A 16957-nucleotide genomic window follows, 5' to 3' on the forward strand; every position below is an offset into this window, starting at 1 on the left:
CGTGGTTTTTAGCGGAATCTGCGAAATGAACGTTTATTCGTTGACTGTTGCACTCTCGGGTTTTTCAAACTTCTCAATCCAGCGGGCAAGGGTTGAGGTCAACAAGTCGGGGCTGCGGGCGTCGATCGCTTCGCGCAGGGCCTTGAGGGCCTTGGCCAGTTCGATTTCCGACAGGTGATCCTCTTGCGCGCGCATGATCTTGGCATGCGGTGTGGTCAGCATGTCCGATCCGATCAACAGCTCTTCGTGCAGCTTTTCACCGGGGCGCAGGCCGGTGATTTCAATCTCGATATCCCCGTCCGGGGTGTCGTCGTCACGTACGGTCAGGCCGGCGCCTGTGATCATCTGTTTTGCCACCTGCAAGACAGGCACCGGTTCACCCATATCCAGCACAAACAGATCACCACCGCGCGCGAATGACCCGGCCAGAAGGACAAGCCGCACCGCCTCGGGGATGGTCATAAAATAGCGGGTGACATCTGCATGGGTCAGGGTAACCGGGCCGCCCGCAGCAATCTGTTCGGCAAAGAGCGGTATGACCGACCCCGACGAGCCCAGGACATTGCCAAAGCGAACCATGGAAAACCGGGTTGAGGGTGAGCGCGTGGCCAGATCCTGCACCACCAGTTCGGCAAAGCGTTTTGAGGCACCCATCACGCTGGAGGGGCGCACGGCCTTGTCGGTCGAAACAAGGATAAAACGCTCCACCCCGGCTTCGCGCGCGGCTTCGGCCATCACCTTGGTGCCAAAAACGTTGTTGCGCATGCCCTCAATGGCGTTTGATTCGACCAGCGGGACATGTTTGTAGGCGGCGGCATGAAGGATTATATCCACGTCCCACTTTTTCAGTACGGCGGACATTAGCGATTTGTCCGTGACCGAACCAAGTACAGCGTTGACGTCGATGTCGGGGGCCAGAGCGCGCAATTCGCGGTCGATCTGGAACAGCGAATGTTCGCCGTGATCGACCATCACCAGACTGCTGGGGCGACACGAAACGATCTGGCGGCAAAGTTCGGACCCGATTGATCCGCCTGCACCGGTTACCAGAATACACCGATTGCGGTAGGCGTCGCTGACGCCGGGCAGCTCTTCTTCCAGACGCTCGCGCCCAAGCAGGTCGTTAAAGTCAATCGGATGGGTGTCGGACAGCGCCTTGGCATCCTTTGAGATCAGATCCGAGAAAGAGGGCATGACATGCACTTCGATCCCAGTTTTGGCCAGACGTTGGGTGATATTCGACTGTACTGCCCGACCGGCGCTTGGCATGGCCAGAACAATGCGGGCGACATCGTATTTGGTAATCAGATCATCTATTTCAGCGGGGGGGTGGACCCTGAGACCCGCGATTGTCAGGCTTTGCAGACGGGGATCGTCGTCAATGAAAGCGACGGGCAGCAACGTGTCGTCTGTGGCCAGCGCAGAGGCCAGTTGCTGACCGGTTTGACCGGCGCCATAGATCAGAAGATTGGTGCGATCTGTGCCCCGTCGGTAGATTTGCAGCAGGGCCTGACGCATCGTCAGTCGCGCCATGACAGTCAGGATCAGGTATAGCATGCCGGTCACGACATAGACCTGCACAGGTGTGTCGATACTGGCGATCAGAAGGGATGTCATGGCACCGGTGGCAACCAACACCACTGCGACCAAAGCCGATTCGATAACACCCTGCATCTGGTAGGCGTTCAGCTTGATCTTGTGTAATCCGAGAAAGGCGATCAGGTTCGCACCAACCCCAAGAAGTACAGCCAGGTCAAAGAACATAGGCCTTGCGAAGGGTGATACCCGGCTGAGACCGTATAGCAGCAAGGATGCCAGGAGATACGCCACTGCGATCAGAAGAACATCAATGAACAAAATGATCGTGCGTTTCTGTGACCGTGACAGAGAGATCGCCAGATTATAAAGCATTAAGTTGTCTCCGCAGGCCTATCGCCCGTAGCATTCATATCAGATTACCCCCGTGGGGCTGGCATTCAGCATAGCCGCACAGGTCAAATACGGACAAGTATGGAATTCTGCAGCCGCAAAGAAAAACAATCTTAAGGAGAATAATGGCCAAAAGTTAGACTGCCACTAACGGAAATTTGATGTGAACAACCGAGTTGCGGTCAGGCATATCAGTTGCAAATCGTAACAAAGGCTTTGATTGTCAGCCCAAATCAAATCCAGCCGGGCTTTCATCGGAATGCAGCGGCGGACGTATACTTCTTCGGTCTCCGAGGCAGAATGACAATTTTCCAGAAGCTTTTCTTCGGTGCGATGGTAGACCAGTGTGGCCAGGCCGGTAACGCCGGGACGATTTTGCAGGACGCGGGAATAAAGCGCCGGATACATGTCGACATAGCAGCGCAAGGGTGGCCGCGGCCCGACAAAGCTCATGTCGCCACGCAGGATATTAAAAAGCTGTGGCAATTCATCAAGCCGGTGACGGCGCAACCACGCACCAAGCCGGGTGATGCGACGGGACTTGTAGGCAGCCGAGACCCCGTGGTCGTCCGGTACGGCGCGCATCGTGCGGAACTTCCAAAGATTGAAAGGTTTTTCAGGTGTTTTCATCCGTTCGGACCGGTAAAACACAGGATGGCCGTCACTGATCAGGATTGCCAGGGAAATCACGGCAACAACCGGCGCGAGAACCGCGGCGAGTATGAGTGCCAGAATGATATCCACGAGCCGTTTCGTCGGCGTCATTTGGCCGCCTCCAGTTGCTGCCAGTTCGCGACCATCCACCTCGCAGTTGTAAAGTCAATGATGCCGGGCAACAAGCGTTCAAGTCGGGTCCCGTCCAGCGTGACGGTCTGAATCGCGGTTTCCGGCGCATCTTGCCAGTCAATATTGCGGCCTGCGGCATCGGCCAATGCAGCCATGGCAATGGGTTTCGGGGACGTGACATTCAGCGTATCGGGCAGGGCGTGTGGTGGAAGTTGCGCCATGGCGATCAAGACCCGGGCCAGATCACCCGGTGCAATGTAGCTGCGCATCGGGCCGTCGCCATTGCCAAACCGGTCCAGGCTCAACGGGCGGGGCGACGGGCGCAGGGCAGGTGCCAAGCTGTCGGCGCCGACGACATTGGCCAGTCGCAGACAGCAATGGTGAATTCCTTCAGCAGGGAAACCAGCGATTTCGGCCTCCATCGCCAGCTTGGCGTGGCCGTAGGCAGTGACCGGGGCAGGTTCTTTGGATTCGTGCATGTTGCTGCCGGGCCCGTAGACCGCCGCACTTGAAAAATGCAGCACACGTTTCGCACCACAGGCGCGAGCCAGTTCAAGGCTTTGCCGGGCAAGGGCGGTGTTCTGGGCCAGTTCTTCAGCGGTGCCTGATGTTACGCCCCACAGGGCAATCACCGTGCTGCAGGCGGGCAGAGCGTCAAGCGGTTTGTCCGGGGTCCAGATCAGGTCTGCCGGCGCGGATCTGGCCAGGTAAATCATGCGCCGTTCCGGGCGCAATACCTGTGACCAGGCCCTGTGCAACAGTTGCCCCAGCCGCCCGTTGGCGCCAGTAACCAGAATGGCCGCTTCTGTAGGGTTCTGCGTCAATGAGGTGTCTGCTTTTAAGCCTGCGGGTGGGTTGCAGGATATCTATCATCAATGACAGGGGATAGGGAACTGTTGTGAACAGTGATCCAGCTTTAACGCTGGTAAATTTTCAGGGTGCATTAAATCGCACACCCGCCAGGACGCCTGCATACTGGTCGACCTTTAGGGGCTGCAATAGGTCAAATGTCCGACAAAACAGTGGTCCTGTAGGTGGGGAAGGTTTTGCTGATCGTTTTGCTTTGGCATATCAAACCGCGCGTCAGCTGTTGGTGGACGCATGATTTTTAAACGCTTAGATATTGGCGAAAATATTGTCGCTGTCTTCATCTGAATAGAGGCTGCTGGATGAAAACAGTGCATTGCGAATGTCGCGCTGAACCGGACGTTTAGACAGGTTTTCGGGAGTGACACGTCGGGGCGTGACGTTTTCCTTGGCGAAGATATGGCGGGCGCGGGCGCGACGCGCCAGAACCGATGCTTTACGTATTTCTCGACGACCAAGGTTGGAATAGTTCAGTATCACTGCACAGACCAGTGTCAGATCGCGCCAGAAATCCGAAACGTTTCCCAGATCGAACGCGACGAAATTCTGAATGATGCTGGAACACAGAACAAAAAGCGCCAGCATCAGCGCCGTCGTGCGCAGGAAGATGCCGGTCATGAAGGCAACACTGAGTGAAAACAGAAGCGTCGATCCGATCAGATCCGCAACTTCAATGTTTATAAATGGAACAAGAAGAGCGGTCTGATCCACCCCGTCAACCAGATCAAGGGACGCGCCCAAAAAGTAAGAGCCGATCACGATGCGGATGATGTTCATACCAGTCTGGTCGAGCCAACGGTCGTTTTTCTGTGCCAAAGTTTTCTTCCTGATTGAAGTATTGGGAGCAGACAGAGACACTGATTACACGTTGAGTACAATCATAGACTGCAATTACAATTAGTCGAAAATTAGGCGGGAATGTTCCCCAATGGTGATCATTCGGGAAATTCTCACAGGGCTTTTTCAGAAAAATCCTATTCCTCCGTTTCGGCGGTCTCTTCTTCACTCTGTTCTGCGATCCAGGCAACGCTTACGACCACCTCGTTTCTGCCGGTATCGAAAACCTTGACGCCGCCGGCGCTGCGCGAGCGGAAAGAGATGCCTTTGACCGGCACGCGGATCGACTGACCCTTTGAGGTGGCCAGCATGATCTGGTCATCAATCTGCACCGGGAAAGACGCGACCAGATCACCGCCGCGCATGGCTTTGTCCATGGCGGCCACACCCATGCCGCCACGTCCCCGTATCGGGTAGCCATGGCTGGAGCTGAGCTTGCCTGCCCCACCACTTGTGATTGTAAGGATCAGGGTTTCAGCCGCCTGCATCTCTTCAAACCGTTCCGGGCTGATCGAAGCGTTTTCATCGGCCTCTTCATCTGAAACAGCATCATCGTCGGCGGCCCCGGCCAATGCGCGACGCATCTTGAGATAGGCTGCACGTTCATCGGATGTCGCTTCGAAATGGCGGATAATGGACATCGACACGACCTTGTCATCACCCGATAGGCGAATCCCGCGCACGCCGGTGGATTTACGCCCTTTGAATACACGTACGTCGGTCGTGGAAAACCGGATGGCACGGCCGGATTTGGTGATCAGCATGACGTCATCATCGGTGTCGCAGATACGGGCATTTACCAATTCGACCCCGTCGGGAAGGTCCATGGCGATCTTTCCATTGGAACGCACGTTGGTGAAATCCGAAAGCGCGTTACGGCGCACATCGCCCGCGGTGGTTGCAAACATGATCTGCAGATCGGCCCATTGATCCTCGGCGACATCAACCGGCATGATCGCGGCAATCGAGACGCCGGTGGGAATTGGCAATATGTTGACGATCGCCTTGCCCTTAGAGGTTCGTCCCCCCAGAGGCAGGCGCCAGGTTTTCAACTTGTAGACCATGCCGTCGGTGGTGAAGAACAACAGTTGAGTGTGGGTATTGGCCACAAAGAGGGTGGTAACCACGTCCTCTTCTTTGGTCTGCATGCCGCTCAGGCCCTTGCCGCCACGCTTTTGCGCGCGGAAATCGGCCAGGGCGGTACGTTTGATATAGCCGCCGGATGTGACGGTCACGACCATGTCTTCACGCTCGATCAGGTCTTCGTCGTCCATGTCGCCGGACCAGTCGACAATCTGAGTGCGGCGGGGCACGGCAAATTGTTCGCGAACTTCGCGCAACTCGTCGCTGATGATCTGCATGATACGTTCGCGGCTGGCAAGGATAGCTAGGTATTCCTTGATCTTGCCGGCCAGTTCGCGCAGTTCGTCCGTTACCTCGTTCACGCCCAGCTGGGTCAGGCGTTGCAGCCGCAAATCAAGGATTGCCCGGGCCTGGGTTTCGGAAAGATTATAGGTGCCGTCGTCATTGGCCTTGTGAGTGGGATCATCAATCAGCGCGATATATTCCAGGATGTCACCGGCAGGCCAGCGGCGGTTCATCAATTTTTCACGTGCCTCGGCCGCATCGGCTGAACTGCGGATGGTCGCCACGATTTCATCGACGTTACTGACGGCCACGGCCAGACCACACAGGATATGGCTTCGTTCGCGGGCCTTGCGCAGCTCAAATGCTGTGCGGCGGGCGACAACCTCTTCGCGGAACGCGATAAAGCAGGTGAGGAAGCGGCGCAGGGTCAGTTGTTCGGGGCGACCGCCATTGAGGGCCAGCATATTACAGCCGAAATAGGTCTGCATGGGGGTAAAGCGGAACAGCTGGTTCAGCACCACCTCGGCAGTGGCGTCGCGTTTGAGTTCAACCACGACCCGCACGCCGTTGCGGTCGGATTCGTCCTGTACGTGGGCGATGCCTTCGATCTTTTTGTCGCGGGCGGCCTCGGCGATTTTTTCTATCATCGCCGATTTGTTCACCTGATAGGGAATCTCATCAATAACAATGGCGTAGCGGTCTTTCCTGATCTCTTCTACACGGGTTTTCGAGCGGATAATGACGCTACCGCGCCCCTCAAGATAAGCTTTGCGCGCACCGGTACGGCCCAGCATGATGCCGCCTGTCGGGAAATCGGGGCCGGGCACATATTCGATCAGTTCTTCGCTGGTCAGATCGGGGTTGTCGATCAGGGCAAGCGTGGCATCGACCACTTCGCCCAGGTTATGGGGCGGGATGTTGGTGGCCATACCGACGGCAATGCCCCCGGCACCATTGACCAGCATATTGGGGAAACGGGCGGGCAGGACGGTTGGTTCACGGTCTTTGCCGTCGTAATTGTCCTGAAAGTTGACAGTGTCTTTTTCAATATCAGCCAGCAGGGCGCTGGCGGGTTTGTCCATCCGCACCTCGGTATAGCGCATGGCGGCGGCATTATCGCCATCCATCGAGCCAAAGTTGCCTTGTCCATCCAGCAACGGCAGCGACATCGAGAAATCCTGCGCCATCCGCACAAGGGCGTCATAGATCGCGCTGTCGCCATGGGGGTGGTATTTACCCATGACATCGCCAACCGGACGCGCGGATTTGCGGTAGGGTTTATCGTGGGTATTGTTGGTCTCGAACATCGCATAAAGGATGCGCCGGTGCACCGGTTTCAGGCCATCGCGCAGGTCCGGAATCGCCCGGCTGACGATGACGGACATGGCGTAATCCAGATAAGAGGTTTTCATCTCGTCTTCGATCGAGATGCTCGGCCCGTCATAAACGGGGCGTTCCGGAGGATTTTCATCCATATTTTCAGGGGGTTGAGGCGTGTCGCTCACTTGGGTGCCCGTCCTGTCTGTTTTTTCTATATATTGTTGTTTGCACTATATCAGAGGGCGGATATTGGGTGCAATGGTTGTCATAGCTTGGGCTTGGCAGCCACAGGGTATGATTGCTAACACACTGTTTTTATTGAAAAGTAATTTCTTTCAGGCATCATGGGGACAGGGGGCAAAAGCAGGAGCAGAAAAATGCAGATGTCAGAGACAGAAATGATGCTGAAAGGTTATGGGCTGACGACAGCGGAATTCTTTTACCACATGCCGGATTATGCGCATGTGCTGAACACATTCATTTGGCAGGATTACGATGTGGCACCGGACCATCCGCGGATGTTTGAATTCATCGAATTCTGGCAGCGCGAGCTTGAAGGTCCGCTACATTCCGTCAGCTTTACCCATCGTAAACTGATCGGGCCAGGCGAATGGCGCCATGTCACCGGTGAATTTACGCTGCATTGACGCAAAAAGGCGCGTTATGAAACGCGCCTTGCTGCAAATACGATAAGAGGGCAGGCGCGCCCTTTCGTGGTGCTTGGGTCAGGGAATAATCCGGCTGTATTTCATACCTTCCAACGACGCCCCGGCCAAAAGTCCGGCCTGGCCGAAAATAACCGCAACCACAGGCGCGGTAGCGGTTGTGGTCTCGGCACGGATGTTCTCGCCGCGGTCGTTGAACACATACTCGATATCGGCGCCGGCGGCCCAACCATTGGATCGGCGGAACTTCTCAAGTGCGTCTTCAGTCATGAAGAACATAACATGGGCGAACTGCTGTGCGCCGATCTGCAGGCCAATGCTGCCTTTTGTCGCCGAGTAGTAATCGACAGTTGTGTCATTGATCCGCAACGCACCGCGGCCATAGCCTCCGCCCAGACCAAAGCCGGCCTCGGTTACCAGCGGCATTACCAGCATGCCGGTCGATTTGGCAGCCAGTGACTGGGTGTTGGGATAATTGGTGTAGAGGTGGTTCAGGGTTGAATCGACGCGCGCGTCGATCCTTTCGGCGCCTTTGCTGCCCACACCGTTGCCGCAAGCGGCCAACAGGGGGACGCCGGCTAGTGCGCCAAGCGTAAAGCTGCGTCTGGAAAGATTGCTCATGATATTGCCTGTGTGTTGCCTGATTTGATGCCGGTTTCTTTGCGCGAACCGAACTGCGGATAACTATAGTGTCTCAGGCGGTTGCTGTCACTAGAGATTGTAGCGTTAGGCGAGATGTTGCATCCCCATGGTTCGCTCGGGTCCCCATGATTTGCAGAACGTCGCCGCCATCGCCGCACGGTAACTGGCGCATTGTTCGGCCAGTCGCACTGTTTTGAGGGGCAGGTCGACGATCAGGCGTGCCTCCCAGTAAAGACGAGCACTTGAAGCGGCTTCAAAGATCAGCTTGAACGTCGCTTTGGTTTGGGTCAGCTCTATGTCTTTTGCAGACAGATGGATCACGCTGAATGCGATATCATCATGTAATTGATCATTTCGGGCCGGTGCGACCGGCAGCCCAAGCCCGCCCGCCAGCGCCCGCGTAAAGGTTTCGCTTTCCCGGCCGGAGTGGGTGAAAACGGCGCCGGGGCGCATCGTTGCCCCCGATTTGACTGTCGCTTTGCGTGCGTCCCCGGACAATCCGGCATAGCACACACGTGGCAGTGACAAATCAAAACCGGCAGGGGTGCCGTCATGCATCGCACGACAGCTTAGCGTAACGATATCCGGATCAACCGAATGGTCGACGACCGTAAGGCTTGTCTGGTAAATCTCGTCCACATAGCGCGCATCCATTTTTGGGTAGCTCGGCCCCGACGGCGCGCGAAATGACGGTGTATATTTGTTGAAAACTTTTCCCATGAGCCCCCACTCACCGATACCACGATACCTTTTACAGTCCCCAATTAATACAAGGCAGTCCCCCGTGCCAAGGCCTTTGCCGCGGCTGGGGCGAAATAAGTCAGCACCCCGTCACAGCCCCCGCGTTTGAAAGCCAGAAGGCTTTCTATCATGGCACGATCACCGTCGATCCAACCGTTCTGGGCGGCGGCCATTATCATCGCGTATTCACCGGAAACCTGATAGGCAAATGTCGGTGCGCCAAAGCGGTCTTTGACCCGGCGACAGATGTCCAGATAGGGCATGCCCGGTTTAACCATCACCATGTCGGCCCCTTCCGAGAGGTCGCGTTCAATGCAACGCAGCGCCTCGTGCGTGTTGGCCGGATTCATCTGATAGGTTTTCTTATCCCCTTTAAGCGCGTTGCTGGCGCCGACTGCATCACGGAACGGCCCGTAAAACGCGCTGGCGTATTTCGCGGCATAGGACATCAGCATAACGTTCTGATGGCCTGCGGATTCCAGCGCAGAGCGGATGGCGCCGATACGCCCGTCCATCATGTCAGAAGGCCCGATGATATCGACACCCGCTTCGGCCTGAGCCAGCGCCTGCTTGACCAGAGCTTCGACCGTGGCGTCATTGACGATTTCACCGTCCACGACAAAACCGTCGTGGCCAGTGTCGGAATAGGGGTCAAGGGCGACATCCGTCATGACCGCAATCCCGGGCACGGCCTGTTTGATTGCCCGGGTGGCGCGGTTTGAAAGGTTGTCGGGGTTCCAGGCTTCGGCACAGTCGGCGGTACGATTTTGCGCCTCGGTGTAAGGAAAGAGGCAGATCGCGGGAATGCCAAGATCGGCGGCATCGCGGGCAGCTTCGACCACGCGGTCAACGCTGCGGCGGACCACGCCGGGCATCGAGGTAACCGGCTCTTCAATATTGTCGCCTTCGCGGACGAAAACAGGCCAGATCAGATCGGCGGCGGTGAGGGTATTTTCGGCGACAAGAGCGCGAATGGCCGGAGATTTCCGGGTGCGGCGCAGGCGCGTGGCGGGAAAAGAAGCTTGGGTCGGGCGCATAGCGGGGCTTTCCAATAGAATTCCGATACTGAGTGACATGGAAATTCAAGCATCTCAAGGGTAGGAATTGCCGCGCAGCAGCGCTAAGAGGGGCGACAGGGAATTAATTGGGGTCAATCCGTGGACTGGTACGACAACGTTTTCGAATTGATTGACATGCGCAGTTTCAGCAATCTTTGGTTCTGGATTGCGCTGGCGGTACTTTGGTCAACAACCAGCCATTGGGTTCTTGGCGTGCCATGGGATATGGCGATGCGAGCGCACAAGGGGAAAGACCCCAAGAGCGTGGCGGATCTGGAAGATCTTGTGCGAATCAACACCAATCGCATTTTGTACATCGCCCGCGAATCCGGGTTATTGCTGACCGGTGCTATCTTTTTTGCATTAACAGCCATTTGCCTGCTGGGCTTTGTTTACCATAATGAATTTGCGCAGGCTCTGTTCCTGATGGCGTTTCCGATGAGTATTGTGGCACTGGTGTCTGTCAGTTCTGCCAGTGCGATTCAGCGGCTGGAACTTTCCGGGGAGGCCCTGTTCAAGCGCTTGCACCGTCACCGGGTAATCACACAGGCGATTGGTGTGGTCTCAATTTTTGTAACTGCCATGTGGGGAATGTTGCAGAACATGAACCACAGCGCCCTGTCGTGGTAAGCGGACCAGGTCGCAAGCAGGTAATCGGGAAGAAACACCATGGATCATGTCACCGTCAGCGGTGCGCCCGAAGGGTTTGATGCGCGGCTGATCCTGAACGAATTATCGCACCGTGATGGGCCGGTCTGTCACGTGGCGCGCGATGACAAGCGAATGGCGGCCATGGCGGCGGCCCTGCGGTTTTTTGCGCCCGATGTTCCGGTCATCACTTTTCCGGGGTGGGATTGTCTGCCCTATGACAGGGTTTCCCCCAATGCCGATATTTCGGCCACACGAATGGCGACGCTGGCCGGTCTTGTTCATGGCATGTCGGGGCGTTTTATTCTGCTGACCACTCTCAATGCCGCGACGCAGCGGGTGCCCGCGCGCGAAGTATTGCGTGATGCGGCCTTTAGCGCACGCGTGAATTATCAGATTGATGAAGATGCACTTAAAACCTTTCTGGTGCGCATGGGGTTCAGTCAGGCGCCCACGGTGACCGAGCCTGGTGATTACGCGGTACGCGGTGGGATTATCGATATCTATCCACCTGGTGACAGTGGCCCTGTGCGCCTGGATCTCTTTGGCGATGTTTTGGACGGGATTCGCCGGTTTGATCCGGTCACGCAACGTACCATCGAGAAACTCTCGGTGATCGAACTGGCCCCGGTTTCAGAGGTAATTCTGGATGAAGCTGCAATTACCCGGTTCCGGCAGAACTATCGGATAGAGTTTGGCGCGGCGGGCACCGATGATCCGCTTTATGAGGCGATCAGTGCCGGCCGCAAGCATCAGGGCGTCGAACATTGGTTGCCGTTCTTTCATGAGCATCTGGAAACCCTTTTTGATTATCTGCCTGGCGCGACAATTGCGTTGGACGATCAGGTAACACCGTCGCGGCTGGCCCGTTGGGATAGCGTGGCGGATCAATATGAAACCCGCAAACATGTGCTAAGCCAGAAATCCCGTGGCGATACGGTTTACAAACCCGTGCCGCCAGAGTTGCTGTACCTAGATGATGCGGCCTGGACTTCGGTGATTTCTGACCGCCGGGTGATGCAGCTTGTGCCGCTGCCGCAGGCGACAGGCCCCGGTGTGATTGATGCCGGCGGGCGTATCGGGCGCAACTTTGCACCAGAGCGCCAGCAGGAGTCCATCAACCTGTTCAGTGCCCTGAAAGACCACATTGACGCAAAGCTTGCGGATGGGCCGGTGTTGCTGGCGGCCTATTCCGAAGGTGCCCGCGAGCGGTTGGAGGGTTTGCTGGAGGATGAGGGCCTGATCGGTGCAATTACGGTCAGCGACGCCGGGCGGATTGGCCGGAACGGGCTGCATCTTGCAGTCTGGCCGCTGGAGAACGGATTTGACTCCCCTGATCTGACGGTGATTGCCGAGCAGGATGTGCTGGGTGATCGCCTGATCCGGGGGCCTAAGCGCCGCCGCCGGGCCGAGAACTTCCTTACCGAGGCCAACGCGCTAAGCCCCGGCGATCTGGTTGTGCATGTGGACCACGGCATTGGCCGGTATCTGGGGCTGGAAGTGGTTACCGCCCTGGGGGCAGCGCATGAATGCCTGACGCTGGAATATGCCGAAAATTCCAAACTTTACCTGCCTGTCGAGAACATCGAACTGCTGTCGAAATACGGCCATGAAGAAGGCCTGCTGGACCGGCTGGGGGGGGGCGCGTGGCAGGCCAAGAAGGCCAAGCTGAAAGAACGCATTCGCGAAATGGCTGACCGGCTGATCAGAATTGCCGCCGAGCGCGCGTTGCGCAAGGCGCCCGTGCTGCAAGCCGAGCATCACGCCTGGGAGGAATTCGCCGCACGCTTTCCGTATTCCGAGACCGAGGATCAACTTGGCGCCATCGAGGATGTGATGCACGATCTGGAATCTGGCTCACCAATGGACAGGCTGATCTGCGGTGATGTCGGGTTTGGCAAGACCGAGGTGGCGATGCGCGCGGCCTTTGTTGCCGCGATGAACGGTATGCAGGTGGCGGTAATTGCCCCGACGACCCTGTTGGCGCGGCAACATTATCAGAGTTTTTCCGAACGATTCCGCGGGTTTCCGATTGCGGTCAAGCCATTGTCGCGTTTTGTCAGTACCGGTGATGCCTCCAAGACGCGTGACGGCCTGGCGCGCGGAACGGTAGATATCGTCGTGGGCACACATGCGCTTTTGGCCAAGGGTATCCGGTTCAAAAACCTTGGGCTGCTGGTGATCGACGAAGAGCAGCGCTTTGGTGTCGGTCACAAGGAACGGCTGAAACAACTGCGCAGTGACGTGCATGTTCTGACGCTGACCGCGACGCCGATTCCGCGCACCCTGCAGTTAAGTCTGAGCGGCGTGCGCGATCTGAGCATTATCGGCACGCCGCCGGTCGATCGTCTGGCAATCCGCACCTATGTCAGCGAATTTGACTCTGTGACCATCCGAGAGGCGCTGCTGCGCGAACATTACCGCGGAGGGCAGAGTTTCTATGTGGTGCCCCGCATCAGTGATTTGCCCGAGATTGAAGATTTCCTGAAAACCCAGGTGCCCGAGGTGTCTTATGTCGTGGCCCACGGTCAGATGGCTGCGGGGCAGCTGGATGATCGGATGAACGCGTTTTACGACGGCAAATATGACGTTCTGCTGGCGACAACGATTGTTGAATCCGGTCTGGATATCCCGACAGCAAACACGATGATCATTCACCGGGCTGATATGTTCGGGCTGTCTCAACTCTATCAGATCCGGGGGCGGGTCGGGCGGTCAAAGGCGCGGGCCTATGCCTATCTGACCACCAAACCCCGGATGAAACTGACGCCCACCGCCGAAAAACGCCTTCGTGTTCTGGGGTCGCTCGACACGCTGGGGGCGGGTTTCACGCTGGCCAGTCAGGATCTGGATATCCGCGGGGCGGGGAACCTTCTGGGCGAAGAGCAGTCCGGCCAGATGCGCGATGTCGGCTATGAACTGTACCAGTCGATGCTGGAAGAGGCGATTGCCAAGATCAAGGCCGGAGAGATGGAGGGCCTGTCAGAGGCCGACGATCAATGGGCGCCGCAGATCAATCTGGGTGTGCCGGTTCTGATCCCCGAAGCGTATGTGCCAGACCTGGATGTACGTCTTGGACTGTATCGCAGGCTCAGTGGGTTACAGAGCAAAGTCGAACTGGAAGGATTTGCTGCGGAACTGATTGACCGGTTCGGCAAACTGCCGCGCGAGGTGAACATGCTGATGCTGATCGTGCGGATCAAGGCGATGTGCAAGAAGGCCGGAATTGCCAAGCTGGATGGCGGGCCGAAGGGCGCCACTATCCAGTTTCACAACGACAAGTTCGCCTCGCCTCAAGGGCTGGTCGAGTTCATTCAGGATCAGCGTGGGCTGGCCAAGGTCCGCGATAACAAGATCGTCGTGCGCCGCGACTGGAAGGTTGAGGGCGACAAGATCAAGGGCGCCTTTGCCATCGCCCGCGATCTGGCCGAAAAAGTGGTGGCCGAGAAGAAACGCACCAAGGCCAAGGGTTGAGCCCGGACGTACGTTTCGAAAGCTGCGGGGACGAGAATTGCAAAGCTTGCGCGGTGGATTTTGAAGGAGAGAACGGCCCTGACCTGCCGTTCACCAAAAGGCCGTGATGCTGCGACGCGGCCCGTCGAACCTGCCATTCGCTGCGCGCGCTAAATCCGCGAGGTGACTAAATCTCGCTCAGCGGGCTTGCTGCCATTGGTACTGTCCAGGACAATGGCAGCAATGATCGAATTCAAAGCCCCGTCGATGGTTCGAAATCAAGAAGCTCGAAAGTCATCTTGCCGTCGGCGTTGAACTTCTGGACAGTATCGCCAGTGCGCACAGCGCTCAGGCAACGATAGCGGCCCTTATCGGCGGCCATCGAGACACATACTTGGTCGGTGTCAGTGATCGCATAGGCGCCCGTCCCACTCCATCCGCCACTGGTCAGTTCTCCTTTCAGGACATTGGCCGGGTCATAGAAGAACCTGAACATCTTCTCACCCGATTTGGCCGTGACGATATTGCCGATCAAAAGCTCCGCGATCTCGTCAGACTTAAGCCTCTCTCCACCGCTCTTCAGCGCGGCCTCCAAGTCGGTTTCCGCCATGGCGGCGCTTCCCGCCAAGGAAATAGCCACAGCAGCAGCGGCGGCGCGTGTGAAACGTGTCATGTCAGTCTCCTCGTTTGACAATTTTCGTGTTGGAGCACTTACCCCGGACACCACGAATAGATCGGCTGCCGCCGCGAAGCTTGATCGAAAGATGATTTTCCCTGACATTCAAATGACAACCGGGATCGCTCGTTAAACCGCGACATCGCCCGGATAGAGGCTGCCTTATGTACAAATTCTTCGATTTCCAACTTGATTCTGCGCATGGTCTGACCCGCGATGGCAATCCCGTGGCCCTGGAACCGCAGGCGCTTCAATTGCTTGAATTCCTCGTCAGCCGCCGGGAAGGGATTGTCAGCAAAGAGGACATCATCGCCGAAATCTGGAACGGGAATGCGATCACTGATGCGGCATTGAACACGCGTATCCGGTCTGTTCGGAAAGCTCTGGGCGATTCTGCGGCTACATCCCGCTTCATCAAGACCTATCCCAAACGGGGGTTTCAGTTCGTTGCGCCGGTCTCACTGGTCGAGCCGTTGGAACAGGCGAAACCGAAGCCCTCCAGACGCTGGGCAGTTGTCGCGGTCCTGGCTGTGACGGCGCTTCTTTCCGTCTGGATACTGCTTTCTGGCGATGGTCCTGACGCCCTGGACACCGGCAAGCCTTCGATTGCTGTCACGCGATTTGACGACCTGAGTGAAGACGCTTCGACGCGGTATTTCGCCGACGGGTTGACCGATGACCTGACCGCCCATCTGTCGCGCAACCGCGAGCTCTTTGTGGTCTCGAGTGCGACAATGCTTTCTTACGCGGAAGAACCGGCAACACCCCTGGAAATCGCCCGTGACCTGGGCGTCGGATATGTCGTTCGCGGAAGCATTCGTCGTTTCGGTGACAAAGTTCGGGTCAGTGGCGAGCTTGTGGAAGTCAGAGCCAACGAAACGATATGGGCAGAAACCTTCGAGCGTGAAATGATCGACATTTTCGAAGTCCAGGACGAAATCAGCCAGGCAATCGCCGGCCGACTGCTTCCGGAAATCTATCAGTCGGATGTCTCGGACGCGCTTGCAGAGCCGACCGACGACCTTGGCGCCTGGGATCTTTATCTTCGGGGACGTGCCCGACAGGCGGTGTTTTCAAAGGACGCCCAGACCGATGCAATCCGGTTTGCGGAAGAAGCGATTGAACGGGACCCGGATTTTGCCGCAGCTTACAGTCTGAAGGCTCGTGCGCTTGGAACAATTTTCTTCTTTCAGTGGAGCGACACACCGCAAGATACGTTGGTGGCTGCGACCGAAGCCGCCAAGCGCGCGATTGCGCTGGATAACAGGGACGCGCAGGCCCATGCCGCGCTCGGATATATCTACCGTTTCACTGGAGACGCCGAGCCAGCCATCGCGAACCTCGAACGGGCGGTGATGCTTAACCCCAACGACGCACGCATCAGGCTGGAGCTTGCCCACACCTACGACTGGTTCCGCATGCAGGAAGATGCGCTGCCGCAAATCGACATGGCGCTAAAGCTCAGTCCCCGTGACCCGATGCTGCAGAACATGTATTTCTACAAGGGCCACATCCTGTTTCACCTTGGTCGGCATGAAGAAGCCCTGGAGGCGGCACGGCAACTCGGCACAGTGGCCACCAGCAAAACCTGGCAGACATTCCACCATCTCTTGCGCGCGGCTAACCTGATCGAGATGGATCGCGCGGAAGAGGCGAATGCAGCCGTCGAGGCTGCGCTCGACCTAAATCCGAACCTCTCTATTACGGCCATGCAGCGGCAGTTCGCCGGATCGAAAAACCATCCTGAGAACCGAAGACTCTGGCTGTCTAGCCTCAGCAATGCAGGGATTCCTGACTAAGTAGAATAGCACGCGCATCCGCCGTATCGGCCATTTGTCGTCAGCGCAGCATTTGTCACCTTGGGCTTGCCGCGGACCACGCTTTCGTCGCGGCATCGAGGGCTTTGGTGGCATTTCCGCCCGGTACTCACGGCCCATTGCCAACGTTGAACGTAACGGCCTGATGCT

General features: G+C 57.1%; 13 protein-coding genes. 4 read left to right on the forward strand and 9 right to left on the reverse strand.

Features of this window, described 5'->3' with window-relative positions; genetic code table 11:
• Positions 1-33: 33 nt before the first annotated feature.
• The 5 genes from PEL8287_RS01145 to gyrA form a co-directional block, all read right to left on the reverse strand.
• Positions 34-1911, reverse strand: coding sequence for a polysaccharide biosynthesis protein (locus PEL8287_RS01145; protein WP_085890525.1), 1878 nt, complete (start codon positions 1909-1911; stop codon positions 34-36).
• Positions 1912-2076: 165 nt separating this feature from the next.
• Entirely contained in the window at positions 2077-2694 is a 618-nt protein-coding gene (locus tag PEL8287_RS01150) for a sugar transferase (RefSeq protein WP_085890526.1), read from the reverse strand.
• A complete protein-coding gene (locus PEL8287_RS01155) occupies positions 2691-3539 on the reverse strand; it encodes an NAD-dependent epimerase/dehydratase family protein (protein ID WP_085890527.1) in 849 nt (282 codons plus the stop codon). The genes PEL8287_RS01150 and PEL8287_RS01155 overlap by 4 nt, the downstream gene beginning before the upstream one ends.
• A gap of 292 nt (positions 3540-3831) precedes the next feature.
• Entirely contained in the window at positions 3832-4398 is a 567-nt protein-coding gene (locus PEL8287_RS01160; RefSeq protein ID WP_085890528.1) for a hypothetical protein, read from the reverse strand.
• Between the two features lie 158 nt (positions 4399-4556).
• Entirely contained in the window at positions 4557-7262 is a 2706-nt protein-coding gene (gyrA, locus tag PEL8287_RS01165; protein ID WP_085890529.1) for a DNA gyrase subunit A, read from the reverse strand.
• Between the two features lie 222 nt (positions 7263-7484).
• Between gyrA and PEL8287_RS01170 the strand changes: the two genes are divergently transcribed.
• Positions 7485-7754, forward strand: coding sequence for an usg protein (locus PEL8287_RS01170; RefSeq protein WP_085890530.1), 270 nt, complete (start codon positions 7485-7487; stop codon positions 7752-7754).
• 78 nt (positions 7755-7832) lie between these two features.
• Here PEL8287_RS01170 and PEL8287_RS01175 read toward each other — a convergent pair whose 3' ends face one another.
• The 3 genes from PEL8287_RS01175 to hemB form a co-directional block, all read right to left on the reverse strand.
• On the reverse strand, positions 7833-8393 hold the full coding sequence (locus PEL8287_RS01175) for a lipid-binding SYLF domain-containing protein (RefSeq protein ID WP_085890531.1): 561 nt from the start codon (positions 8391-8393) through the stop codon (positions 7833-7835).
• Between the two features lie 105 nt (positions 8394-8498).
• Entirely contained in the window at positions 8499-9134 is a 636-nt protein-coding gene (locus tag PEL8287_RS01180; protein WP_085890532.1) for a hypothetical protein, read from the reverse strand.
• A 44-nt stretch (positions 9135-9178) separates the two neighbouring features.
• Positions 9179-10192 (reverse strand): porphobilinogen synthase, encoded by a 1014-nt coding sequence (gene hemB, locus PEL8287_RS01185; RefSeq protein WP_085890533.1) that lies wholly within the window; start codon positions 10190-10192, stop codon positions 9179-9181.
• 120 nt (positions 10193-10312) lie between these two features.
• Here hemB and PEL8287_RS01190 point away from each other — a divergent pair, with 120 nt between their 5' ends.
• Positions 10313-10843, forward strand: a complete 531-nt coding sequence (locus PEL8287_RS01190) for a component of SufBCD complex (protein ID WP_085890534.1) — start codon at positions 10313-10315, stop codon at positions 10841-10843.
• A gap of 39 nt (positions 10844-10882) precedes the next feature.
• Positions 10883-14335, forward strand: coding sequence for a transcription-repair coupling factor (gene mfd / locus PEL8287_RS01195; protein ID WP_085890535.1), 3453 nt, complete (start codon positions 10883-10885; stop codon positions 14333-14335).
• Between the two features lie 232 nt (positions 14336-14567).
• Here mfd and PEL8287_RS01200 read toward each other — a convergent pair whose 3' ends face one another.
• The gene (locus PEL8287_RS01200) at positions 14568-14987 is read right to left on the reverse strand and encodes a hypothetical protein (RefSeq protein ID WP_085890536.1); all 420 of its coding nucleotides are present in this window, start codon (positions 14985-14987) and stop codon (positions 14568-14570) included.
• 167 nt (positions 14988-15154) lie between these two features.
• Between PEL8287_RS01200 and PEL8287_RS01205 the strand changes: the two genes are divergently transcribed.
• A complete protein-coding gene (locus tag PEL8287_RS01205; protein ID WP_085890537.1) occupies positions 15155-16789 on the forward strand; it encodes a winged helix-turn-helix domain-containing tetratricopeptide repeat protein in 1635 nt (544 codons plus the stop codon).
• The last annotated feature ends 168 nt before the right edge of the window (positions 16790-16957 follow it).

Source organism: Roseovarius litorisediminis, assembly GCF_900172295.1.
Taxonomy (GTDB): Bacteria; Pseudomonadota; Alphaproteobacteria; order Rhodobacterales; family Rhodobacteraceae; genus Roseovarius; species Roseovarius litorisediminis.